This is a genomic window from Vibrio sp. J1-1, assembly GCF_021728395.1.
GTDB lineage: Bacteria > Pseudomonadota > Gammaproteobacteria > Enterobacterales > Vibrionaceae > Vibrio.
On the sequence record NZ_JAKKCM010000005.1, the window covers coordinates 190,541 to 215,271 of the forward strand.

The 24,731-nt window shown below is 45.1% G+C and carries 21 protein-coding genes; 12 read left to right on the top strand and 9 right to left on the bottom strand.

The genetic code is table 11. The annotated features are described in order from the left end of the window. Window positions 1-54: 54 nt before the first annotated feature. Window positions 55-996 carry an excinuclease ATPase subunit gene (locus tag L3V31_RS10235; protein WP_237315948.1) on the bottom strand — a complete coding sequence of 314 codons (942 nt, stop codon included), beginning with the start codon at window positions 994-996 and terminating at the stop codon, window positions 55-57. A 702-nt stretch (window positions 997-1,698) separates the two neighbouring features. Between L3V31_RS10235 and L3V31_RS10240 the strand changes: the two genes are divergently transcribed. After that, a complete protein-coding gene (locus L3V31_RS10240; RefSeq protein ID WP_237315949.1) occupies window positions 1,699-1,842 on the top strand; it encodes a hypothetical protein in 144 nt (47 codons plus the stop codon). Window positions 1,843-2,071: 229 nt separating this feature from the next. Here L3V31_RS10240 and L3V31_RS10245 read toward each other — a convergent pair whose 3' ends face one another. From L3V31_RS10245 to L3V31_RS10280, 8 genes are all read right to left on the bottom strand, one after another. After that, the gene (locus L3V31_RS10245) at window positions 2,072-3,286 is read right to left on the bottom strand and encodes an aromatic amino acid transporter (RefSeq protein WP_237315950.1); all 1,215 of its coding nucleotides are present in this window, start codon (window positions 3,284-3,286) and stop codon (window positions 2,072-2,074) included. A gap of 169 nt (window positions 3,287-3,455) precedes the next feature. Further along, window positions 3,456-4,871 (bottom strand): tryptophanase, encoded by a 1,416-nt coding sequence (gene tnaA / locus L3V31_RS10250; RefSeq protein WP_237315951.1) that lies wholly within the window; start codon window positions 4,869-4,871, stop codon window positions 3,456-3,458. A 546-nt stretch (window positions 4,872-5,417) separates the two neighbouring features. Further along, window positions 5,418-5,843, bottom strand: a complete 426-nt coding sequence (locus tag L3V31_RS10255; protein ID WP_237315952.1) for a phosphate-starvation-inducible PsiE family protein — start codon at window positions 5,841-5,843, stop codon at window positions 5,418-5,420. A 128-nt stretch (window positions 5,844-5,971) separates the two neighbouring features. Next, window positions 5,972-6,811: an ATP-binding cassette domain-containing protein gene (locus tag L3V31_RS10260; protein WP_237315953.1), complete on the bottom strand. Its 840-nt coding sequence runs from the start codon at window positions 6,809-6,811 to the stop codon at window positions 5,972-5,974. Between the two features lie 38 nt (window positions 6,812-6,849). Continuing rightward, the gene (locus L3V31_RS10265) at window positions 6,850-7,707 is read right to left on the bottom strand and encodes an ABC transporter ATP-binding protein (protein WP_237315954.1); all 858 of its coding nucleotides are present in this window, start codon (window positions 7,705-7,707) and stop codon (window positions 6,850-6,852) included. Between the two features lie 23 nt (window positions 7,708-7,730). Continuing rightward, window positions 7,731-9,557: an extracellular solute-binding protein gene (locus tag L3V31_RS10270; RefSeq protein WP_237315955.1), complete on the bottom strand. Its 1,827-nt coding sequence runs from the start codon at window positions 9,555-9,557 to the stop codon at window positions 7,731-7,733. 37 nt (window positions 9,558-9,594) lie between these two features. Further along, window positions 9,595-10,638, bottom strand: a complete 1,044-nt coding sequence (locus tag L3V31_RS10275; RefSeq protein ID WP_237315956.1) for an ABC transporter permease subunit — start codon at window positions 10,636-10,638, stop codon at window positions 9,595-9,597. A gap of 1 nt (window position 10,639) precedes the next feature. After that, window positions 10,640-11,665: an ABC transporter permease subunit gene (locus L3V31_RS10280; RefSeq protein ID WP_237315957.1), complete on the bottom strand. Its 1,026-nt coding sequence runs from the start codon at window positions 11,663-11,665 to the stop codon at window positions 10,640-10,642. A gap of 820 nt (window positions 11,666-12,485) precedes the next feature. On the opposite strand from L3V31_RS10280, the gene L3V31_RS10285 reads away from it, so the two are divergent. From L3V31_RS10285 to trmH, 11 genes are all read left to right on the top strand, one after another. Then, window positions 12,486-15,086 (top strand): TonB-dependent receptor, encoded by a 2,601-nt coding sequence (locus tag L3V31_RS10285; RefSeq protein ID WP_237315958.1) that lies wholly within the window; start codon window positions 12,486-12,488, stop codon window positions 15,084-15,086. Window positions 15,087-15,163: 77 nt separating this feature from the next. Continuing rightward, window positions 15,164-15,928, top strand: a complete 765-nt coding sequence (locus L3V31_RS10290; protein WP_237315959.1) for a DUF3450 domain-containing protein — start codon at window positions 15,164-15,166, stop codon at window positions 15,926-15,928. A gap of 3 nt (window positions 15,929-15,931) precedes the next feature. After that, window positions 15,932-17,293 carry a MotA/TolQ/ExbB proton channel family protein gene (locus L3V31_RS10295; RefSeq protein WP_237315960.1) on the top strand — a complete coding sequence of 454 codons (1,362 nt, stop codon included), beginning with the start codon at window positions 15,932-15,934 and terminating at the stop codon, window positions 17,291-17,293. 9 nt (window positions 17,294-17,302) lie between these two features. Continuing rightward, window positions 17,303-17,830, top strand: a complete 528-nt coding sequence (locus L3V31_RS10300) for a MotA/TolQ/ExbB proton channel family protein (protein WP_237315961.1) — start codon at window positions 17,303-17,305, stop codon at window positions 17,828-17,830. Window positions 17,831-17,855: 25 nt separating this feature from the next. After that, entirely contained in the window at window positions 17,856-18,263 is a 408-nt protein-coding gene (locus L3V31_RS10305; protein WP_014230564.1) for a biopolymer transporter ExbD, read from the top strand. Between the two features lie 4 nt (window positions 18,264-18,267). After that, complete coding sequence (locus tag L3V31_RS10310) at window positions 18,268-18,900, top strand: energy transducer TonB (RefSeq protein WP_237315962.1); 633 nt, start codon at window positions 18,268-18,270, stop codon at window positions 18,898-18,900. A gap of 12 nt (window positions 18,901-18,912) precedes the next feature. Next, window positions 18,913-20,127, top strand: a complete 1,215-nt coding sequence (locus L3V31_RS10315) for a hypothetical protein (protein ID WP_237315963.1) — start codon at window positions 18,913-18,915, stop codon at window positions 20,125-20,127. Window positions 20,128-20,573: 446 nt separating this feature from the next. Further along, window positions 20,574-21,197: a guanylate kinase gene (gene gmk / locus L3V31_RS10320; protein ID WP_237315964.1), complete on the top strand. Its 624-nt coding sequence runs from the start codon at window positions 20,574-20,576 to the stop codon at window positions 21,195-21,197. A 195-nt stretch (window positions 21,198-21,392) separates the two neighbouring features. Further along, window positions 21,393-21,665, top strand: a complete 273-nt coding sequence (gene rpoZ, locus L3V31_RS10325) for a DNA-directed RNA polymerase subunit omega (protein WP_237315965.1) — start codon at window positions 21,393-21,395, stop codon at window positions 21,663-21,665. Window positions 21,666-21,704: 39 nt separating this feature from the next. Next, window positions 21,705-23,825: a bifunctional GTP diphosphokinase/guanosine-3',5'-bis pyrophosphate 3'-pyrophosphohydrolase gene (gene spoT, locus L3V31_RS10330; RefSeq protein WP_237315966.1), complete on the top strand. Its 2,121-nt coding sequence runs from the start codon at window positions 21,705-21,707 to the stop codon at window positions 23,823-23,825. A gap of 60 nt (window positions 23,826-23,885) precedes the next feature. Continuing rightward, a complete protein-coding gene (trmH, locus tag L3V31_RS10335) occupies window positions 23,886-24,569 on the top strand; it encodes a tRNA (guanosine(18)-2'-O)-methyltransferase TrmH (protein WP_237315967.1) in 684 nt (227 codons plus the stop codon). Window positions 24,570-24,731 lie beyond the last annotated feature (162 nt).

Sequence of the window (24,731 nt, forward strand, 5' to 3'; positions counted from 1 at the left end):
AGCGAGCGCTGTGGGTGACTAATCTTTTAACGATGATAAGGAAAATGAAAGTGATTAAGCGCCGCCGCCGCCTTCACTACCACTACCACCTGTACCGCCTGTACCGCCCGTAGGTGGAAGTTCAGGCTCAGGGACAGGAACCGCTGGCTTACCTGATGCTATATCTTCATTAATTTTATCAAAGACTGGGGCATTAGGATCTACATCTTCGTCTTGTTCCGCGTCAGCAATTTCGCTGAAAACAGTTTCATCAGTTAAAGCTGCGGAAAGATCAACATAGATTTCTTCACCATCTTTAGTCTGCGGATAGCTTGGGTGCTCACTTAGAACAGCCTTACTTACCCTTCTAGCCACATTGGCAAGTTGATCAACAGTTACATCTGCTTTATCACCTTGAGCGACAAGTGTGTCAGAAAGTACGACTGTGGTAACCATGATTTCTGAGTAAACGGATGGATTCGATTCCTTGAGCGTAGTTAGTGCTGTTTCAGGATCAGTGAGCAGCTCGATAACATTAATTTCCACGCCTTCGTTGTTTAACTGGTCAACATCGATACCCAGCTTTATCAAAGTCTCTTTAGCAACTTCTTCAGAATAAACGTCATCACCAAGCACTTTGGCAATAATTGTAGTCAGTGGCGTTGCCGCTGCTTCTTGACCCGCTTGGAGCAAGCCTTTTGGCACACTGTAGCTTACGTTAGACATGTCTTTACCGTTAGATGTATCCACGGCACCGTCAGTTTTATTGAAGGTTAGAGAACAAGTTTCAGGGCTAGTTGCAAATGTTTCATCTTCAATGCTGCTAAAACCATCATAGTTAGTCGCGCTGATAGTGCCGTTTGAGCCGTCATCACAATCATACTGACCTGTCATACCTTGAATAGCACCATCGAATGCACGTACATCCTTAGAAAACGATATCGTATCAGTGCTACTATCATTACAGCCGACTAAGATTATGGAGCCAACCGCTATTGCCAATAGTGAAAGTTTCACTTGAATCTCCTTTTATATGCAAGTGAGGGTATACCAATAAAGGGCCGCAATAATAGTTCTCTATTATCTTTAACCTTGATTAATATAAGAATTCTAGAATTTTGCTCATCATATAAGAAATCATTATGAATGTAAAAAACTGTTTGCATAAATACGACAGATAAATCACCTAAAATTGACACACCATTTCTATTAATTAGATAATGACAATTCTAAAAGTAATGCTCTGACAAACAAATCCATCAATAACCTGCTTCATACCTATATCGAGATGAAACGACCATCTGGACGCTACAATACGTAAAGTTCTCTCACATTTAGGATTGGCGAAGCTGCTATCAGGCAGGGTGTAAAATCTGGTAGGAAAAGAGAAAGGTCTGGATTATTGGGGGGGGGGTAAACAGCAGTAGTGACCGCACTAGCAGCGAATAGCCAGCCCTCAAAACCAATTAACACAAGTAAATTTATTAAATAAAAAATCAAGGCCTTATGTGCAAAAACAGTAGAATACCCCTGTCATCTACGCGTACTTTTAAAGCTCTTATCTATAAGTTTTCCGAACTGAACCTAGAGCCGTCAATGCAGTCCACTCAAAACTTCGTACGATATTTAAACTATTTTTGATTAAATCTTTGACACTTATCACACTAGTAGTAAAATACGCTTCGTTCTTAGACACGAACCAATAACTACGGTGAAAAAATGAATTCAGCACTTTTATCAATATTAGACGGTAAAAATAATCTTGAATTAGGAAAAGTGTTAACGCCTTCAATCTCTGCTGCACTGATGTGTTTTTCTACAACAGCAGTTATTGGACTGTTAAGTCTAATTTCTATGGCATAGTTTATTGCCCGTCAGAATTCTGAAAGAAAAAAGACGCTGCATATAGCGTCTTTTTGCTTTGCTCTCCCAAGACATCGTCCGTGTCTGTCCTACTTTAGACCAGACTAGACTGCATACAGAATTGTCATACCACTTAAGGCATTGTTTAAAGATTGTAGTGCTTGTTCTGCCACCTCTTCTGTCATTTCGTATCTCAAAACAGTGTTATAAGGTTGTCATATATCGACGACTAAATGCTAAATACAGGAAGAAGGTTCAGCATCGACATAAAATGGAACACAGCCGTCAGTACACCAAACAACATCAATACGCCAATCATGATATTTCCACCGGGTGCGACAAAACCTTCGTGACTACCTTCTAAACGGCGAGATTTGCGAGCCAACAGTGCAGGAATCAAACATGCCCAAACCGTTGCTGCAGCACCGGCATAACCAATTGCAATAACAAAACCAAATGGGAAGAGTAAAGATAGAGCGAGAGGTGGTAAAAAAGTCACCAGCCATGTTTTTGTTCGGCCTTGCTTTGTGTCTTCAAACTTGAATAAGTCAGCTAAGAAATCGAAGACACCTAAGCCAACACCAATGAACGAGGAGAGAATCGCGGCCATAGAAAAGGTGTTAATAGCACTTGCCACTTTATCAGAATCAATCGCTGAGCCTAATGCTGATAGCAATGCTTCTACGTTGCCTCCCCGCTCAATAACTGGACCGAATTCACTGCGAGGTAGGTTACCGTAGATACTCACCATCCATAAAAAATAAAGCGTCAGCGCAATGACCGTACCTCCTAAGATGGCTTTCTTCGCGCGATGTTCGCAACCATAGTAAGAACGCATGCTTGCGACAGAGTGATGGTAACCAAATGATGTTAAAGCAACTGGCAGCATCGCCATCGCATAAGGCGCATAACTCGTTTCTTGATTAACGCGATCAAACAGAATGGAGATATCAATATTTGCAGCCAACCCAGATACACCGAAGATAAAACTGAGTCCCATAAAAGCAATAAGAACTACGGAAATTCGATCGACCGCTCGAGTGGAGTGCCATACGAAAAGAGAAAAGATCGCAACAAATAAAACGGAAGCTATTTTATTATTAATACCTAATACGCCTTCCAAGATTAAACCAGAAGAGGTGATATAGGCATAAAGTAAAATACCACCAACAAAATATACGGCTAAATTATTAATTCGATTTACGTTACTACCTAGCATATCTTTCGTTACCGTATTAAAAGATACTTTTAAATCATAACGTTTGAAAGCTTCTAACAGCATCCAACCTGATACTGTCATCATAACCATGGTAAAGGTAATTGCAATCAACGACCATGCGGTCCAAGCACCTGCGCCTGCACTTGGTAAACCAAGCATTCCCGCCCCAACACAGACACTTGCTATAATACAAGCTCCGCCGACTAAAGATGGACTATTTTTCATGACCCATGTCTCTATAATTTGTATTTAAATAGGGGTAAACAATCAGCCAACTTTTTAGAATAGTTATTAATGTTTTTATAATTATATTTATAGTGCGAGGTAAGTATTGAGAATAAGCGCACCTCAGCAGAGGAAAGAGGCACGCTTATATTTTATTTAATCTATTAGACTAAACCTCTTTTAGTCGGGCAGTGAAGTGACGAAGGACTTTTGGCTCATAAGTGAAATCCAAACCTTTCACGTTTTCAGCGTTTGCTTTCACTTTTTCGAATGCTTCGATAACAAAATCCATGTGTGTTTGCGTGTAAGTCGCACGAGGGATTGTTAAACGCAGCAACTCAGCCGGACATGCATGCTGTTCACCCGTTGCAGGATCTCGACCGAGCAGAAGAGAACCGATTTCAACCGCACGGATACCAGCCACTTTATACAACTCACAAGCAAGGGCATGCGCAGGGAATTGATGCGATGGAATGTGAGGCAGTAGTTTACCTGCATCGACGAACGCCGCATGACCCCCCGCTTGCTGACACACAACACCAATGGCTTCTAGGCCATCAACTAAATACTGAACCTGACCAATACGATATTCCAACCACTCTTGGCGCATACCATCATAAAGACCAACCGCTAAGCGCTCCATTGCGCCGCCTTCAAGCCCGCCGTAAGTTGGGAAACCTTCCTGAACCACACAAAGTGTACGAGCCTCAGTGTATACATCCATCATGGATTCGTCTTTGAAACATAGTAGGCCACCCATTTGTACCATCGCGTCTTTCTTGGCAGACATCGCTAGCGCATCCGCATACTTGTATGTTTCGCGAGTGATCTCTTCAATCGTCCAGTCTTGGTAACCTGGCTCGCGTTGTTGTACGAAATATGCGTTCTCTGCGTAACGAGCCGAGTCCATGATGACTGGGATATCGTAGCGTTTAGCGATTTCATAAACCGCTTTCAGGTTAGCAATAGAAACAGGCTGGCCGCCTGCAGAGTTACAAGTAATCGTACTTACAATATAAGGAACGTTAGCCGGGCCAGCTTCTTCAATGGCTAGTTCAAGTTTTTCTAAATCAAAGTTACCTTTAAAGTCAGCAGTAACTGAAGTATCAAAAGCTTCTTCTGTATAAACGTTTTTCGCTACACAGCAGTTCACCTGAGTATGACCTTGGGTGGTATCGAAGAAGTAGTTAGACAGAGCCACCATCTTAGAACGGTCTAGGCCTTTTTCCTCTTCGCGCTTCTTGATAAGGATTGGGATATAAATCTGCTCTGCACCACGACCTTGGTGAGTAGGGATAGTCAGTTCGTAACCAAAAATGTCTTTTACTGCATTTGAAAGCGCATAGTAACTGCGGCTACCACTATAGGCTTCATCCCCCATTAGCATTGCCGCTTGCATTTTCTGTGTGATTGAACCTGTGCCGCTATCAGTGAGCAGGTCAATAAATACGTCTTCACTATCTAGTAGAAATGGATTCATTCCCGCTTTTAAAATCGCTTCTTCACGGTATTCTCTGGTTGTTGTTTTTACTGGCTCAACAACACGGATGCGGAATGGCTCAGGTAGATGCTTAAAGTTTTCCATAATAATACCTATCAATATTATTTTATTATTCAGACGACATTAATCACACCCACAATTTATTTTTGGCGTAAGAGTTCGTACTGAATAAATAATCAGTTAAATTAAAAGATTAAATTTAGATAAAACACGAATAAATACCTGCATTATAAATACAGATAATAAATATCGCGTTTTAAATCTTTATATTAGGAAAACGAATATTTAGCTAAAGAGATAAGGTGCCAAATAGACGTATTAATTAGGCGTGAAAGCAAGAAGGAAGAATTTTTAGATCAAAATCGTGCGTGTACCAAGCTAATGAGCTTGACCATAACTTATTTTGATTTTTTAGATTTTCACTCATTTCTAATTCCATCATTAGTTATAGCTGATTGACCGATGAATTTATTTTCAAACAAAAGGTGGATAAAGTAAATTGCGCAGAATAATAAATGTGACAAGTATCCTTATAGATAATCTTGTAATAAGCCACGTGTCACAAATAAACCAGCGTAACCAGAATATACCTTCATAAGTACTCATCAGCTGTTGAAGATAAAATCTGCTTTATTCGTCTTTTTCTGCAGTCCTGTTATCTACGTACGGCCAGTAATGGTGACCGACACGAATTAATAGTGTCGCCGCCGCAAGTATCAACGCCGCCAAGGAAAGCCATACAACGGGAACCGCATCCAACTCTTTCATCCCGAGAGTGATGTAACGAGCAATCGCCATCATCGCGATATAGATAGGGTAACGAACCGGAATTTTCCCATTCATCACAAACTGCCGCACCATAGCTAACACTTCGAGGTAGATAAACATCAATAAGATGTCTGTTAGCAATACGCGCTTGGCAATAAAAATGTGGACAAACTCTTCCACCATGGCATACAGGGTTGCCAAGGTAATGGCGACCAATAATATCGCCTCAAAAAAGTGGAAGACTTTTAAGAACGGTCGGCTGAATGATTTAGGTAACTCTGACGCCATAGTCAATTATCCAAACAAAACCAAAGAGATAAGCCTGAGTGTAGCATGTAAGAACAAAAAGCATACAAAAGAAAAACGCTCCAGCTATTTAGCGGAGCGTTTATTGTTTCACTTAGAAGTGGCACGGTTTACGCCACTCGCTGCTTTTTTTCTGCCACGCGCTTTTTCTTCCTGTATTTTGGATGCGTAATCGGAATAGCAGATAGCAATTTTTTGGTGTATTCGTTTTGTGGGTTAGCGTAGATCTCTTTAGCGTTGCCCGCTTCTACCACCTTACCAAAGTACATGACGGCCACTTTATCCGAGACATGCTTTACCACGGACAGGTCATGCGAGATAAAGATGATCGCCAGATTCATTTCTTGCTGTAGTTGTAACAGCAGATTCAGAATCTGTGCCTGAACGGATACATCTAGTGCCGAAACAGACTCATCACAAATCAATAATTTTGGTTTCAGCGCAATCGCACGAGCGATACCGATACGTTGGCGCTGACCACCAGAAAATTCATGCGGATAACGATTTACCGCCGTTTCTGGCAGGCCAACTTTAACCAATAACTCTTTCACCCACTGTTTGCGCTCAGCCGGCGAACCAACTTTATGAATAACAAAGGGCTCTTCCAGAATCATACCGATTGTGTGACGCTGGTTGAGCGACTCCATCGGGTCCTGGAATACAATCTGCATATCTTTACGCAGAGAGCGCATCTCTTTTACCGATAGCTTGGTGATATCTTTGCCTTCGAAAAAGATTTTACCTTCCGTTGGTTCATAAAGCTTTAATATTGTTCGACCTAAGGTACTTTTACCACAGCCTGATTCTCCAACCAGACCCAGCGTTTCCCCTTCACCGACAGACAGAGACACACCGTCTACTGCTTTAATCGTGTAGCCTTTCTTAAACAGTCCTTTACCAGATACAAAGTGCTGCTTAAGATTTTCAATTCTTAATACTTCTTTTGCCATAACATCCTCTTTTATGACGCGTTCACTTTGCACCAGAGTTAGTTTGCAAACATGCTTGCATCTATTGGTTTGACGTCGATCATCTGCTTAGGTTCATTATCTAAGCTTGGCATCAATCCCATCAAACGCTCAGTATATGGGTGCTGCGGGTTATCAAACAGTTCAAAAATCTCTGCTTTTTCAACAATGCGTCCGCCATACATCACTGCCACGTCATCGCAAACTTCTGCCACCACACCAAGGTCGTGCGTAATGAAGATCATCGCCATACCAGTATCTTCTTGAAGCTCATTCATTAGTTCAAGAATAGACGCCTGTACGGTAACATCCAGTGCGGTCGTTGGTTCGTCACAGATTAGGATATCTGGTTTACAGGCCAACGCCATCGCAATCATGACACGCTGACGCATACCGCCAGACAAGTTGTGCGGATACTCATTGAGCCGCTTTTCTGGCATTGGAATTTTCACTTTATCCAGCATTTCAATCGCATAGGACTCACGTGACTTTTTATCCAACTCAGGGCGGTGTAGTTCTAGTACTTCACATATCTGACGGCCGATGGTGTGAACAGGGTTCAGTGCGGTCATTGGATCCTGGAAGATAATAGAAATACGGTTGCCACGCATTGCATACATTTCATTTGCGGGCAGTTCCACCAGATTGGTTCCGCGATAATTCACTTCACCCTTAACAATATTACCGTATGGTTTCGGCAGCAGTCCCATAATAGACATCGAGGTCACACTCTTGCCACTGCCCGACTCGCCCACTAAGCCAAGCGTGCGCCCAGCTCGAACATCAAAGTTCACACCATGCAGTACTTTTACCGGTCCATCGTCGGTCGTAAATTCTACTTCGAGGTCTTTAACACTTAAAATTACATCGTTTTCCATAACATCGCCCTACGGCTTATTCCTTACAGTTTATAAGTGTCGTCGATTTCAACCACAGGCTCAAAACTCTTACCCGATTTCATCGCTTTTTGAGTTTCTTTTTTCACATCACTGTCGATCCAGTATGTGCCGTCACCAATAACGCCATCACTGTAAAGTGCTTCTGTCATACGGTTCATCGGTTTTTCTGGTAACTTCAGCCAGCGCCAGTGGCCGTAACGAACGTAAGGCACCATATAACCAGAGATGATCACGTGCGCATCGATAATGTCGCGCTGAATTTCGTGTCCGAGCTTAACCTTCTTATCCATATCTAAGTTGAAACGATACGCCATGATTTTTTCATCCAGATCTGGTGTGCTGTAATTAGTGAAGTTGTTCGTTTGCGGCTTATTAGCGTTCACCGAATGGAAGTATTCCCAATACGTTGGAATCTCGGAAGTACTCATGGTCAAGAAAGCGAGGTCGTGCTTTTTCTCACGCACATATTTGAACATCGAAGAACCATCTACCAGCTTCAGTTCAATGTCCAAGCCTGCCAACTTAGCCTGCTCTTTAAGATACGCAATACGCGGAGTGTGGACAGGCGTGCCATAGGTCAACTCAAAGCTTAGACGCTGACCTTCAGAGTTAACGCGAATGCCGTCGGCACCAATTGTGTCAAAACCTGCAGCTTCAAATGCGGCAATGGCTTTATCGACATCAAAGGCTGGTGCTTTTACATCCGGCAGCGAGTATTTGCCATGACCAAAACCGGTTGGGTTCGGTTTACGTGAATAGTCACCTCGCAAAACATTTTCGATCATGCCATCAAAATCCGTCGCGTAGGTGACCCCTTTACGAATATTGAGGTCATTTAATAGTGGCTGCGCTGAGTTGATCCAGATGCCACCAGCCCCCACAGGGTATTGGTTGTAGCCCCAGAACTTTTCAATGTAACCCTTTTGATACGGTTCCGAGTTAGATTTGTCATGCCACAAGCTTGGTAGTATTAAGCCAAAGGCGTCGAGATTGCCTTTCTCAAAGTGCTTCATCGCAATATCATTATCACGAATGACAGTGATACGAATTTTGTCGACGTTGTAGCGATTTTGGTAGTACTTATTGCTATAGCCCCACCAATCTTTACCAACGTGTTTAAACGTTACGCTTTTGCCCTTCTTGATATCGTCTAGGTAATAAGCGCTTGTGGTCGGCTCACTCTTAAAGTTGTAGTAACGAACAAAGTTATCATGGATGCCGTCACCGTTTTCATCTTTCGCTGGATTAGCATAGAAATGAGCAGGTCGTGGGCGTAACGCGCCCATTCTCAGCATCAGTTCTTCTTCGTTGAACTCCTTGGCCGCGACAACGGAAAACGTGTGATCATCGTATTTAACGACGTCTGCTACCGTTTTGTTGTAATAATCGTTGTACCACGGTTCCAGAATATCTTTTGAACGGTAGAATTTGAGCATGAAGACAAAATCGTCTGCGGTCACGGGTTTGCCATCCGACCATTTCGCTTCAGGGTTGAGTCTGAAGTAAACCGTCTTGTTATCACCCGCCAAAGCCCATTCATTGGCCAGCTCAGGAATGAACTCCAGAGTATCAGGATGACGGACAACCAACCCTGGCGTTTCGTCTAATAAGAGCGAACGTAGACCCGCATTCGCATCTGGCCCTACGCTGCGCAATGTCTGTGGAAAGCTCGACATGTAGGTGCGATAAGTGCCACCACGCTTAGCTTCAGGAGAACCATATTGCGGCTCATTCCAGTTTGTTTGCCAGTCTAAGTCAGTCGGAAGCGTCGCGGACATGGCACCGAAACTCAGGGCGGTCAACGTAGACGCTAAAAGTAATCTATTCATAAAACTTCCCTTTTTTATGTTTTGTTCACTTGCTTACTTAAACATAGCGTGTGAATTTCTTCGGGTCGAAAGCCGCTCGGATCGCTTCACCGATGAAGGTCACCATCACCAAGACCAATACAATCGAAGTCACTACTGAAGACACAATCCATGGCGAGTCTAAATTCGACTTACCTTGTTGCAGTAGTTCACCCCAGCTCGGTGTTGGTGGCATCAGGCCAAGGCCTAAGTAATCTAACGCTGTTAGTGCAGTAATGTTGGCCGCAATAGTAAATGGAGCCAGCGTTACAATCATAACCATCGTATTAGGAAGAATATGATTAAACAGAATTCGACCTGTTGATGCCCCTAGCGCACGGGCTGCCATCACGTATTCACGAGCCGATTCCTTATAGGTCATGGTCCGCATGTACCAGGTCATCCCCATCCAAGAGAAGAGAACGTTGATGGCGACGAACAGCGAAAAGGTGGGCTGAACGATTGAAACCAGAATCATAATGACGTACAAGAATGGCACCATCGACCAAATTTCGATCAATCGCTGAACGAACAAATCGAATTTGCCCCCCCAGAATCCCATCGCACAACCTACAGCCGTACCAATCGCGTACGAAACGATCATGGTTAACAAAGCAAATCCCATCGCGGTTCTAAAGCCGTAAACCAGACGAGCTAAGATATCTCGACCGATTACATCAGTACCTAGATAGTGTTTATTCTCGGCACTCGGGGCCGTTGGCGGGAAGTCACCGCTAAAATCCTGTTCATACGGGTTCCAAGGTACGATAGGTAAAATGACAAAGTTATCACCACCTTGCTCTTCAAATACCTTTTGTAACACACGGTAATCCGCCTCACTCGATGAGTCTTGACCGAAATCGCTGCCCAAACGCACATCACTTGCAACAGGAAAATAGAAGCTGCCGTCATACTTCACGACCAGAGCTTTACTGTTGATCAACAACTCTGCAAACAGAGAAAGGATCAACATGATTGATAACACCACGAACGACCAGTAACCACGCTTGATCTCTTTAAAGTGGCGAATTTTCTTTTGAGTTAATGGACTGACTGTAAACATCTTACGCTCCAAACTTCACACGAGGGTCGACTAAAGCAACACAGACATCTGAAATAATGTTACCGATCAACAACAAGATCGCGTTGATGGCAACAATGCCCATTACTACAGGATAATCACGCTCCATGATGGACTCGTAGCCCAGCAGACCAATACCATCAATGTTGAAGATAACTTCAATAAGGAATGCGCCCGTCATAAAGAAAAGTAAAGAGTTACCAAAATGGCTCGCAATCGGAATTAAACTGTTGCGCAAAGCATGCCTGCGAACGGCTTTCTTGAAAGGCAAACCTTTTGCAATTGCAGTACGAATGTAATCTGATGACAGGTTTTCCATCAGGTTGTTTTTCATCGTCATCGTCAGCGTGGCAAAGTCACCAATCAGATAACAAATCAATGGCAACACCGCATGCCACATGATGTCCTTGGCTCTCTCAAAGTAGGTTTCATAGTCATCAAAGTCATCGCCAACAAAGCCTCCCATCGGGAACCATTCGAGGTGATAACTGAACAAGGTGATTAGAAGTACACCCACCACATACCCAGGTAAAGCATAGCCAACAAATATCAATATCGAGGAAGAGGAATCAAACACGGAGCCATGCTTGAGCGCCTTGTAATAACCAAGAGGAATGGAGATGAAGTAACTGATAAAGAACGTCATCCCACCGTAAAACAGAGAAACTGGCAGGCGCTCTGCAATCATCTCTGATACCGGCTCGTAGTAACGGGTTGATTCACCAAGATCCAACGTAACCAATCGACTTAACCACTCGACGTACGCTTCCACTACTGGCTTGTCCAAGCCATAGAAAGCATTCAACTCTGCGATTTGATCATCAGAAAGCGCCGTGTTACCACCCGCAGACGTCATAGAGGCGGCGCCATCTCCCTGTGATTGCATCTGTGACAACATGCGCTCGACCGGGCCACCCGGCACGAAACGAGTAATGGCAAAAATAAGAATGGTAATTCCGAGAAACGTAGGAATAACTAACGCTAAACGGCGTAAAAAGTACGACAGCATATACAACTTGCTCCTTGTCTACTGTCCAATTTAGACCGGCTTAACTGAAAAAAATACCGGCCGCAAATGGTGCATATCTATATTGCAGAAATTCCAACCATTGAAGCACGTTCCATGTGTATCAATAACTTGTTTTTTATGACTGCAATAATATCAGCGTCATATTTAGCTTGAATCCACATTGGCTTCAAGTGTTTAAAAAAAAAACATGACACACTTCGTCCACTATCAAAAAAAATGCATTATTTTGGTAAAAAATGATAAAAAACTACAAAAATAATCCATACAGAATATCAATCTGACCAAATTAGAGCCAAAACCCTACATAAAAATGCAGAAATTAAGAATAATAAGACAAATCCAAACCAAGCATATTGACTCGATATCATGAGTGAGCCCTTTGGTAGCAACGGGTATCATATTTTGATACCACCCTACGTGCTAGAGCTAACTTGATTAGCATTACACACAAACCCCGCGTCAGAACTATTCACTGGAAAAATACTTTTTTTCAGACTCAATTACCCGCTTAAAAACCATACACAACATAACCCATTAAAGTTTACAAGAAAGACAAAATACGGTGTTTTATCGAGCTTTAATGCCTATTTTTTATTATTACTTGGTTATTTATTCTGCAATAAACGGACAAATTAGACTTTTACATCTTTTTTACATTTTACCATCCTAGTTTACTACTGGTTTGACTTCCTTTTTTGACCTCGGTTATACATTGGCCGCACGTTAACGAAACATTAACGTCATATTTGGTCGTTCTACGACCAGACACAGGAAATAATAATAAAATGGAGCAACAAGGATGTATAAAAACACAACAGCTTTATCTGTTGCGATCAGCCTTGCTTTAGGTACGGCGACGGCATTCGCACCTGTAGCAGCTCAGGCTGAAGAGCAGCAAGTTGAAAAACTTCAAAAAATGAAAGTGACTGGTTCGCGCCTTACGCGCGCATCAATGGAAGGAAGCACTCCGGTAGCAGTGATCGGCAGAGCGGAAATCGAGCGTGCAGGTGATATCTCTATCGCAGATGTTCTACGTAAATCATCATTCAACTCATTTGGCTCTTTCAGTGAAAGTTCAGGCAACTCGTGGCAAAGCCAAGCTAATATTTCTCTTCGTGGCCTAGGTGCTTCGCGTACTCTGGTGCTAGTGAACGGTAAACGTCTACCAGGTTCCGCAACCATGGGTGGTGGCGCTGCGAACATCAACGCAATCCCATCTGCGATTGTTGAACGTGTTGAGGTGATGGCCGATGGTGGCTCAGCGGTATACGGTTCTGATGCGGTTGCTGGTGTGGTTAACATCATCCTGAAAGAAGAGTTTGATGGCATTAATGTGACGGTTGGTTCTGGTATTCCAAGTCAAGAGGGCGGTGATGAAGAAAACGTTGCTCTAGTGTTGGGTACCAGCGGCGAAAAAGGCAACATCATGTTCTCGTTTGAACATGACAGCAAAGACGAAATCTATCAACGCGATCGCGATTACCTGAGTTCAACCAATACTGACGCTGCAAACTACTTCGATATGTCTGGCGTAAGTATTTTCGGCCGTAACGTGTACCATGATGGCGAACTGAAAGCGATAAACGGTTTCAACACTGACGAATCCTGTACATCAAAAGGCTTTGTTGGCCTGACAACTTACCCTGGCTTGGGTGACATCTGTGGCTACGACTACACATCTGAAGCAGCACAAACTGCATCTTTAGAGCGTAATACTGTATTTGTAAACGGTAATATCTTCCTGACTGATGACACCACGTTTAACGCGCAAATGATTTTGAACCGTAACGAAAGTTTTGGTCGTTTCGCTCCTGCAGCTGGCTCCTTTACCGTAAATCCTGACACTGATGGTGGTGCTGCTTTCTTTGCAGAAAATGGCTTAGATCCAACAGCAGGTCCAGCAGCAATTTACTACCGCTTCAACAACGTTGGTACTCGTGACACCACGGTAAAAGACTTCCAGGCAGACTTCAGAGCAGGCTTAGATGGTACGCTTTACACTGATACATTTGGTGAAGTGATCTGGGAAACAGGCTACCACCTAAACTACTCTAATAGTAACGAAACAGGTACTGGCTACGTATTCGGTTCAGCCGCGTCACAACTTGTAGAATCAGGTCAATTTGTAAACGGTGAGTTCAGTGACGATGCGACAGACCAACTGTCTGCAGGTACTGGACGTGAAACAGAGATGGAAATGCATCAGTTCTCTGGTGGCCTTCAGTTTGACCTTGCGCAAGTAGGTGACGTGGCTATCCCGCTGTACCTTGGTGCTGAGTTCACGACTTACGACTACTTCGATAAATATGACCCACAGAGTGAAGCGGGTAACATCATCGGTAGTGCAGGTAACTCTGCAGCAGGTGATCGTGAAACTTACGCAATTTACGCTGAATCTTTGATCGCATTTACCGATGAGCTGGAAATGAACCTAGCGGCTCGTTACGATCACTACAGTGACTTCGGTGATGAAATCTCGCCAAAAGCCTCTTTCCGTTACCAACCCCTTGATAACCTGATGTTCCGTGCTGGTGCTGGTCTTGGTTTCCGCGCACCAACACTCTCTGACCTTTACGCTGCTGACAGTTACTCGTCAGACTTCGCAAAAGACTACAGCTACTGTTCATCGAATGGCATTGCATTCGAAGACTGTCCAGAAACTCAATACGATGTAACTCGTACTGCAAACGAAGATCTGGAAGCTGAAACGTCAGTATCGTTTAACTTCGGTGTAAGCTACTCACCAATCGAAGATTTAGACGTAACAGTGGATTACTACAACATCAGCATTGATGACATGATCACACTGAATACGCTACAAAGCATGATCGACGAAGAGCGTAGCTCCGGCGTTTCAAACCCGAATATCATCCGTGATGCAAAGGGCCGTATCATAGAAGCAACAGCCGGTCTTCAAAACCTAGGCACTCTAGATACTTCAGGTATCGACCTAAAATTGGGTTACCGTTACGACTTCGATTACGCGACCGTTCGCTACGACTTTATGGGTAGCTACGTACTTGACTACAGCACACCTGAATACGTTGGTGGTCCAACTAATAACCAAGTAGGCCGTAACGGCATGCCTGAGTACCGCTTCAACTCTGGTGTTGGTGTGAGCTTCCTTGAAGATCACGACATCTACGTGTCTGCCGATCACATCGCAGACCAAGCGCAAGATGTTGACGACAACTACAAGAAAACTGGCCACATCTCTTCTCAAACCACATGGAACGTTGCATACAACTACCTAGCTCCATGGGATGGTAAGTTCACCGCTGGTGTACGTAACTTGACTGACGAAGATCCATCGTTTGAATCAGATGGTGTGACCTACGACGACGAGCTTTACAGTATTCAAGGCCGCGTTTACTTCTTGAAATACTCTCAAAACTTTTAATTAAAACCTTTGGCGCAGGAGGATTTCCTGCGCCCTATTCGACTGACTTAATATCACACACTAACAAGGATGCTACTATGACGTTAAAGGAATTTGGCGTAAGTGCAGTGACTGCCGCGATCCTCACGGTAAGTGGTGCAGCGATGGCTGCGGACTCAGGAACCGTAGTCTCGAATCAAGCACAAACCACTAAGTCTTCACAGGCTTCACAACAAAAAATCGACAACTATGCTGAAAGTACCGAAGGCATGTTGGCTGAATACAAAGGCTTACTTCGTCAAATCGACAGCATGAAAGTCTACAATGAGCAAATTAACCGTATGGTTCAATCCCAGCAAGGCGAACTGGACTCATTGAATAATCAAATTGCTCAAATCGATCAAACAGCAACCGAAGTTGTTCCTCTAACACTAAAAATGATCGATGCACTAGACGAGTTCGTAACGCTCGACTTGCCGTTCCAAAAAGAAGAACGCAATAAACGCGTTCAAGAGTTACACCGCCTGATGGACCGTGCGGACGTAACTACCTCAGAAAAATTCCGTAAAGTGATGGAAGCGTACCAAATTGAAGAAGGCTTCTCGCGCTCTATTGAATCTTACAAAGCTAGCCTAGACCGTAACGGCGAAGTTGTGACTTATGACTTCTTACGTATTGGTCGTACGGCCCTTCTATTCCAATCTCCAGACGGCGGTGAAACAGGTATGTGGAACCAACAAACTCGTCAATGGGAAACATTGCCAGAAAGCTACCGTATCGCTGTACAGCAAGGTCTACGCATTGCCAAGAAGCAGGCGCCACCATCGCTGATCAAACTGCCTGTATTTGCTGGGGAGGAATAAGAGATGAAAGGATTCAAAACGCTAGCTGCTGGCCTATTAGCTAGCTTATTTATGGTTTCTGGCGTTCAAGCAGAAACACCGCAAACACTGTCTGAACTACTGAAAAACGTAAAGTCAGAAAGTATTGTTGAATCGAAAGAAAACAAAGAGCGCGAAGCTATCTTCAAACGCGAACGTGACCAGCAAGCGGCGCTGCTACAACAAGCACGCGATGAACTGGCTTCACAACAAGCACTGGGTGATCAGCTAAAAGCAACGTTCGATGAAAACGACAAACAACTGACTGAACTCACCGAAACGCTACGCGTACGCTCAGGTACGTTAGGCGAAATGTTTGGTGTGGTTCGTCAATACGCAGGCGAATTTAAAGGCTTGTTTGCCGCGTCGCAAAATGCGGTTCAATTTCCAGAACGTGATGCACTACTGACTAAGCTGGCAGAAAGTAAAGAACTGCCATCAACTCAGGAACTGGAAGCATTCTGGCACACCATTCTTCAACAAGTTGTTGCATCAGGTGATACCACAACAACACAAGCCACCGTTGTTTACGGTGAAGGTAAAGAAGCCGTTCGCGACGTGACGCTAGTGGGTGAGTTCAACGCGATTGCTGATGGCAAATACGTTATTTACGTGCCTCAGACTGGTAAATTCGAAGAGCTATCACGTCAGCCAAGCAAAAACATCACAAGCCAAGTGGCTGGTTTCGAATCAGCAGAAGGCACTTACGAGCCACTATTCCTTGACCCGTCTCGTGGTGTAATCCTATCGCTGCTAGTACAGAGCCCGACGGTTCAGGAGCGTATTGACCAAGGTGGTATCGTTGGTTACGTCATCCTGGCAATGGGTGCAGTTGGTGCAATCATCGCGCTGATCTGTTTCCTACGTCTTCAGGTTATCGGTGGCAAAATGCGTAAACAGGCGAAATCAGAAACGGTTATCCCTGGCAACCCACTGGGTGAAGTTATCCAAGCTTACCAAGAGCACAAAGGCGACAACCTTGAAGATCTGGAAGCGAAACTGGATGAAATTATCCTGCGCAACGCACCAAGCATCGAACGCTTTATCAGCTCAATCAAACTGTTTGCTTCTGTCGCACCGCTACTAGGTCTACTGGGTACAGTAATGGGTATGATCGGTACCTTCCAGGCAATCACGCTATTTGGTACAGGCGATCCGAAACTCATGGCTGGCGGTATCTCTGAAGCATTGGTAACAACCATGCTAGGCCTGGTTGTCGCTATTCCTCTACTGTTCCTTTACACCCTAGTACACAGTAAAGGTCGCCGTTTGGTTCAAACTCTTGAAGAACAGAGTGCAGGTTTCATCGCTCGCTATCAGGAAAAACTACATAAAGCCGAAAGCTAAGGAGGCGTTATGTGGTGGTTAGTTGGAGAACTTGAATCAATTAGGCGCTTCTTGGGAATGGGTGGCGATGTACTCGTCGCCATATTTATCCTCAGCTTCATGTTGTGGGCAGTACTGTTAGAACGTTGGTTCTACTTTACCGCCGTTGCTCCCAGAGCCGCGAAAAAAGCCGTGAGCCTTTGGAGTGAGCGTTCAGAACATCAAAGCTGGAACGCAAAGATGATCCGACAAGAAATCGTTTCTCGTCAGGATATTGAGAATAAAAAGGGTCTGCCAATCGTGAAAGTATTGATTGCGCTTTGTCCCCTACTCGGTCTGCTCGGCACGGTTGTCGGCATGATCCAGGTATTCGACATCTTAGCGGTAACAGGAACAGGAAGCCCTCGAGCAATGGCCTCGGGGATCTCAAAGGCAACAATCCCAACGTTAGCCGGGATGGTGGCTTCTCTATCAGGACTGTTCTTTAGTTCACGTCTTGATCATTTAGCCAAAGTCACAACGCAAAAGCTGGAAGATAAGCTAAAGCATATTGCCTGAGTAAATGGAATTAGAGGTATAGGTCATGAAAAGACGCTATAGCAGTGATAGCAGTGATGAAACCGCTATCGATATGACACCGATGCTCGACATCGTATTCATCATGTTGATCTTCTTTATCGTAACAACATCGTTCGTTAAAGAAGCCGGTATAGAAGTAAACCGCCCTACGGCAAGCTCAGCACAAACCGTGAAGAAAGGTAACATCATGGTTGCAGTTGGTGCAGCTGGTGACGTATGGGTTGATAAACGACGCATTGAAGTCGACGCCGTTCGCGCCAACATCGAGCGTCTTCGCGCAGAAAGCCCTGATGGTGCGGTTGTTATCCAGGCGGATACAGAAGCCAACGCAGGCGTAGTCGTGAAGGTTATGGACCAGATCAAGATGGCAGGTGTAGAAAGCATCTCCATTGCCGCAACCGGTAAGGATTAAGCTTATGCGGTATCTGGCCTCAATTGCACTGGCGCTCATTGTCTCCCTCGGACTGTTCTGGGGGATGGACAAGCTGGTAAACAAAGAGCGCCACGAGCTAGTGTCGAATGATGATCAGCGTATGGTCGATTTCATTCGCATTAAACCGGACGAAAAAGTACAGGAGAAAAAACGCGAACTCCCAAAACCACCACCACCTAAGCGTCCGCCGCCACCACCAGAAATGAAGGTGACGTCGACGGTGAAGCCGGTGATGGATCAAGTTCCAATGAACATGCCTAAGCTAGACCTTCCAGTTAACGTAACAGGTGGTTCTGTACTGGGTCACTACACACAAGGTGGTGGTGCTCAGGTAATTGGCGGCGGAGGCCCGGTTCCTCTGGCAACGTTCCAACCGCAGATGCCTCGTAAAGCGGCACGCTCGGGGCTTGAGAAAGGAATTGTACTTGTAGAGTTTACCGTTAACGAACGCGGTGGCGTTGAAGATGTAAGAGTCTTAAAAGAGACACCACGTAAGTTAGGCTTGGGCAGAGCAGCGAAGACAACCGTAGCCAAATGGACCTTCAAACCTAAGATGGTCGATGGTAAAGCCGTGAGTTCTCGCCTTTCTCAAGAAATTGAGTTCTCTACCAACTAAGGAGTCGCAATCATGAAATCATATACAAAATTGTTGGCTTCTCTGGTGTTCATTGCAGGCGCGTACGGCGCGCCTGCTTTCTCCAGCACTGCTGAGTTGTCTGACCGAACATTCAGAACCGTCAATAAAGTGCAGGAACTGATCGCAACTGAGCAGTATTCAGAAGCCATCTCGAAACTGAACTCGGCATTAAGTAGCACCAGCAAACGTCAATACGATCGTGCGGTACTACTGCAGCAAATGGGGTTTTTGTATTCGTTGCAGGACAACTACACGAAAGCGATTAAATACTTTGCTGATGCGCTGAGTTTAAACGCACTGCCAGTGCCTGTTGCACAACAGGTTCGCTACAGCGTGGCGCAGCTTTACCTTGCTGAAGGTCAGTTTAAAAAATCCGTCTCTACCATGAATGAATGGTTCAAGATTGCCGAGACGACGGAAGAAAAACCGCAAGCTCATGCCTACATCACGCTGGCAAGTGCTTATATTCAGCTAGAAGATTACAGAAATGCGATTCCGCCGACTAAAAAGGCCATCGCAATGAGTAAAGACCCTAGCGAATCCTGGTACCAGCTGCTGATGTCTGCGCACTATGAACTGAAGCAGTTCAAGAGCGTTGCAGGTGTTTTGAAGATTTTAACCACCAAGTACCCGAAAAATAAGCGTTACTGGACGCAGTTATCGGGTATTTACATGGAGTTAAATCAAGAGCGTAATGCCCTTTCTACTCTGGAGATGGCCTACAAATTAGGTCTTCTGGAAGGCGAAAAAGAGTATTTGCGTCTGGTGAACTTCCAGGCTTATCAAGGGGTACCATTCCGAGCAGCAAAAACGCTTCAATCTGCCTTTGAAGAAGGTCACGTAGAGCGTAATGCGGAGAATTTAGAAAAGCAGGGCGCATTCTGGCAGCAAGCGCAAGAGCTTGGACGAGCAATCGACGTCTACCAACAAGCTTATAACTTGGCGCCAAAGGCGAAAACTCAAATCAAAATCGCTCGTCTGATGATTTTAGACAAGCAATATTCAGCAGCGACGAAGTTTACTCAACACGCCGCTCCTGATGCCAAACGCGATCAAAAAGGCGAGTTAGCCTACATTCGTGGCATGGCTTATTTTGAGCTGAACCAGCCAGACAGTGCTCTTAAAGCAATGAAAAGTGCCGCTCAGTCTCCTGACTTGAAAGCCGTTGCGAACCCTTGGATCACTTTCTTAGAAAGCCAAGGCTAAACCCAGACACGTCAATAAACTTAAAAAGTTAAGTGTGAGTCAGTCGCACGCCTGGGGAAGTGAAAGCTTCCCCTTTTTTCCTCTATTTATTACGTTCTCCACCAGCGTCATTCCGAGGAGCACAAGCGACATCAGGAATCTGATTACAACAAGCATGTCGCTGAAGTAAAACACTGTTAGTATCAGCACACACGGATAGCAGATCCTGAATCACGCTCCTTCGTCGTTCTTCAGGATGACTCTTTTATGAGGAGTTAGCACAGAGAGAAAGATCAACTGGTAACAATATAGAGATCATGATACTCTTCGCCTCCATTTTTCTGGCGGGATTATCACCAATATCCATCCCTTTGGTGGTTAATTCAATAATGCCAGTGCTATCGTTATAAGACTGTCGAGACTTTCCGTCGGCACTCACTCAATCCAATCAATAGTGGAACAGTACAATGGGCAAAGGTACTCTCTATATCGTATCTGCACCTAGCGGCGCAGGTAAATCTAGCTTGATCTCAGCAATGTTGGAGCGCAATCCGACATACGCAATGAAAGTGTCTGTGTCTCACACCACTCGTGAAATGCGCCCCGGTGAAGAAAACGGTACCCACTACCACTTCGTCGCAAAAGAAGAATTTGAAGCTCTCATTGCGAAAGGTGACTTTTTGGAATACGCCGAAGTATTCGGTAACTACTATGGCACTTCCCGCGTCTGGATTGAAGAAACGCTAAACAAAGGTATCGACGTATTCTTGGATATCGACTGGCAAGGTGCACGACAAATTCGTGAACAAATGCCAGAAGCAAAAAGCATCTTCATTTTGCCACCATCCAATGGTGAGTTAGAACGTCGTCTGAACACTCGTGGTCAAGACAGTGATGAAGTCATTGCCAAGCGAATGGCAGAAGCTAAGTCAGAAATCTCGCATTACAATGAATACGACTACGTGATTGTAAACGACGACTTCGATACGGCACTGGTGGATTTTAAAGCCATTCTTCGAGCTGAAAGATTGAAGGAAGAAAAGCAAGCTGCTAAATATAAAGGTATGCTTGACGCGTTGTTAGCAGAGTAACTTCAATATAAAGTCACGCTGTAAAACATAAAGAATTTTTGCCTCTTTGCTCCTATTTTCCCGTAGCAAAGAGCAGACAATAAAACACCGGAGAAAGCCCGCTTACAGTGGCCTGTCTAATCGCTAGTAAATAAAGCAGTTAGACTGTATACTTTCTCGTCATTCTAATATTTTAGTTAACTATTTGGAGTCCTCATGGCACGCGTAACTGTTCAAGACGCTGTTGAAAAAGTTGGCAACCGTTTCGACCTAGTACTGATTGCGGCTCGCCGCGCTCGTCAAATGCAAACTGGCGGTAAAGATGCACTAGTGCCAGAAGAGAACGATAAGCCAACGGTTATCGCACTTCGCGAAATCGAAGAAGGTTTAATCACGAAAGATGTTCTGGACGCTCGTGAACGTCAAGAACAACAAGAGCAAGAAGCGGCAGAGCTAGCGGCAGTAAGCAGCATCGCTCACAACCGTTAATTCTGACTCGAGAATTCAACAACCTCCCGGGCCTATAATTTGTATCTATTCGATAGCCTCAAAGACGTTGCCCAAGAATACCTAACAGAGCCTCAGATTGAGGCTCTGCGTCAATCTTATGTGGTAGCGCGAGATGCCCATGAAGGGCAAACCCGTTCTAGCGGTGAACCATACATCATCCACCCTGTCGCTGTGTCTCGAATCCTAGCTGAAATGCGTCTGGATATCGAAACTCTCCAAGCTGCTTTATTGCACGACGTCATCGAAGATTGTGATGTCAGCAAAGAAGATCTCGAAGAGCAATTCGGAATCACCGTGGCTGAGCTGGTTGATGGTGTATCTAAACTGGACAAACTCAAATTCCGTGACAGGAAAGAGGCTCAGGCAGAGAACTTTCGCAAGATGGTTCTGGCCATGGTGCAAGACATCCGCGTTATTCTGATCAAACTGGCCGACCGAACGCACAACATGCGCACGCTTGGCGCACTTCGACCAGACAAAAAACGCCGTATCGCTCGTGAAACCCTAGAGATCTATTCACCACTGGCTCACCGTCTTGGTATTCACAATATCAAAACAGAGCTTGAAGAATTGGGCTTTGAAGCGCTTTACCCGAACCGTTATCGCGTCCTTAAAGAAGTGGTCAAAACGGCACGTGGTAATCGTAAAGAGATGATCCAACGCATCCACAATGAGATCGAGGGCCGCCTGCAAGATGTCGGTCTGAGTTCACGCGTTGTGGGTCGTGAGAAGAACCTGTTCTCTATCTATAACAAGATGAAAACCAAAGAACAGCGCTTCCACACGATTATGGATATCTACGCGTTCCGAGTGGTTGTTGATACCGCTGATACGTGTTACCGCGTTCTTGGTCAGGTGCACAGCTTATACAAGCCACGCCCGGGCCGCATGAAAGATTACATCGCGGTGCCAAAAGCGAACGGTTACCAATCCCTGCATACTTCTATGGTTGGCCCTCACGGTGTTCCGGTAGAAGTACAGATCCGTACTGAAGATATGGATCAAATGGCGGATAAAGGTGTTGCTGCGCACTGGTCTTACAAAGATAAAGGCGACAAGTCTGGCACGACTGCGCAAGTGAAAGCTCAGCGCTGGATGCAAAGCCTGCTTGAACTGCAGCAAAGCGCGGGTAACTCATTTGAATTCATTGAAAATGTAAAATCAGATCTGTTCCCAGACGAAATTTACGTCTTCACACCAAAAGGTCGTATTGTCGAGCTACCACTTGGCGCAACGGCAGTTGACTTCGCATACGCGGTACATACTGACGTCGGTAACTCTTGTGTTGGTGCTCGTGTTGATCGTAATCCTTACCCACTGAGTAAGGCACTGAAAAACGGTCAAACGGTCGAAATCATCAGTGCGCCGGGCGCTCGTCCGAATGCAGCATGGCTGAACTATGTGGTGACTTCACGTGCTCGTACGAAGATTCGTCAAGTTCTGAAGACCATGCGTCGTGAAGAGTCGATCACACTAGGCCGACGCTTATTGAATCACGCACTTGGTCGCCACTCTATTGACTCGATTTACCCAGAAAACGTCAAGGAAGTCCTGACGGACCTTCGCTTAGAAAGCACAGATGATTTATTGGCCGCTATCGGCTTGGGTGAGTTAATGAGCATTGTCATTGCTCGTCGTCTGCTTGGCGATACTGAAGAACTGACCACGACCAGCTCGATTGCAACGGATTCGAAGAAGAAGCTGCCAATTCGTGGCGCGGAAGGGTTACTGCTGACATTTGCAAACTGTTGTCACCCAATACCGGATGATCACATTATCGCGCACGTATCACCGGGCCGTGGTTTAGTTGTTCACCGCGAAACCTGTCCAAACGTACGTGGTTACCAGAAAGAACCGGATCGCTACATGGCGGTTGCCTGGTCTGACGATTACGATAAAGAGTTCATTGCTGAACTCAAAGTCGACATGCTCAACCATCAGGGTGCGCTCGCTGAGCTAACCAACGTAATTTCGAAAACTGGGTCAAATATTCATGGCCTGTCAACGGAAGAACGCGATGGTCGTTTGTATACCGTCACGGTACTGTTAACCACCAAAGATCGTGTCCATCTGGCTGGCATCATGCGTAAAATTAAAGCGATGCCACATGCGACTCGAGTCAGGCGCAGAAGAAAATAATAACAACCATCGCCACCTACTCCGCTAGGTGGCGATTTTTTATATCCCTATTTATTTACTATGAACCTAGAACGCTACCACCGTATCCACCAAGTGCTGAAAGCACGCCAGACCGACCTGACCTTATGTCTTGAGGAAGTCCACAAACCAAATAACGTCTCAGCGGTGATCCGTACTGCCGATGCCACTGGCTTACACAAAGTCCACGCCATTTGGCCAGATAAGATGCGCACCTTAAGCCACACCTCTGCAGGCGCCCGTAACTGGGTAGAAGTGGACACTCACGATTCTATCGAAAGCGCCGTTACAGAGTTAAAAGCGCAAGGAATGCAGGTGCTGGTGACGAATCTGTCGGAAACTGCGGTCGACTTCCGTGAAATCGACTACACCAAGCCAACGGCAATCATTTTAGGCAGTGAGAAAGTGGGCGCTTCAGAACAAGCGAAACAGCTCGCCGATCAAGACATTATCGTCCCGATGGTCGGCATGGTGCAGTCGCTTAATGTTTCTGTCGCAAGTGCGGTTATTTTGTATGAAGCTCAGCGCCAGCGTGAAGCCGCCGGCATGTACAACCGTGAAGAAAGCGCTCTGCCGAAAGAGACCATCAACCGAATTCTATTCGAACGCGGCCACCCAGTTCTGGCTAAAGTAGCGAAGCGTAAAGGACTAGCCTACCCGCCACTCGATGATGAAGGTCAGATCGTCGCTGACGAAGCCTGGTGGAAAGAGATGCAAAGCAAGTAACCGGCTCTCATCATCCTGAACAGCGACGAAGGAGCGTGATTTAGGATCTACTCTCCGAGAGTACTGAGGCTAACCGTGTTAACGTCAGCTACATACTTATTGTAAATAGATTCCTGATGTCGCTTAGGCTCCTCGGAATGACATCTTATCAGCCAGAACATG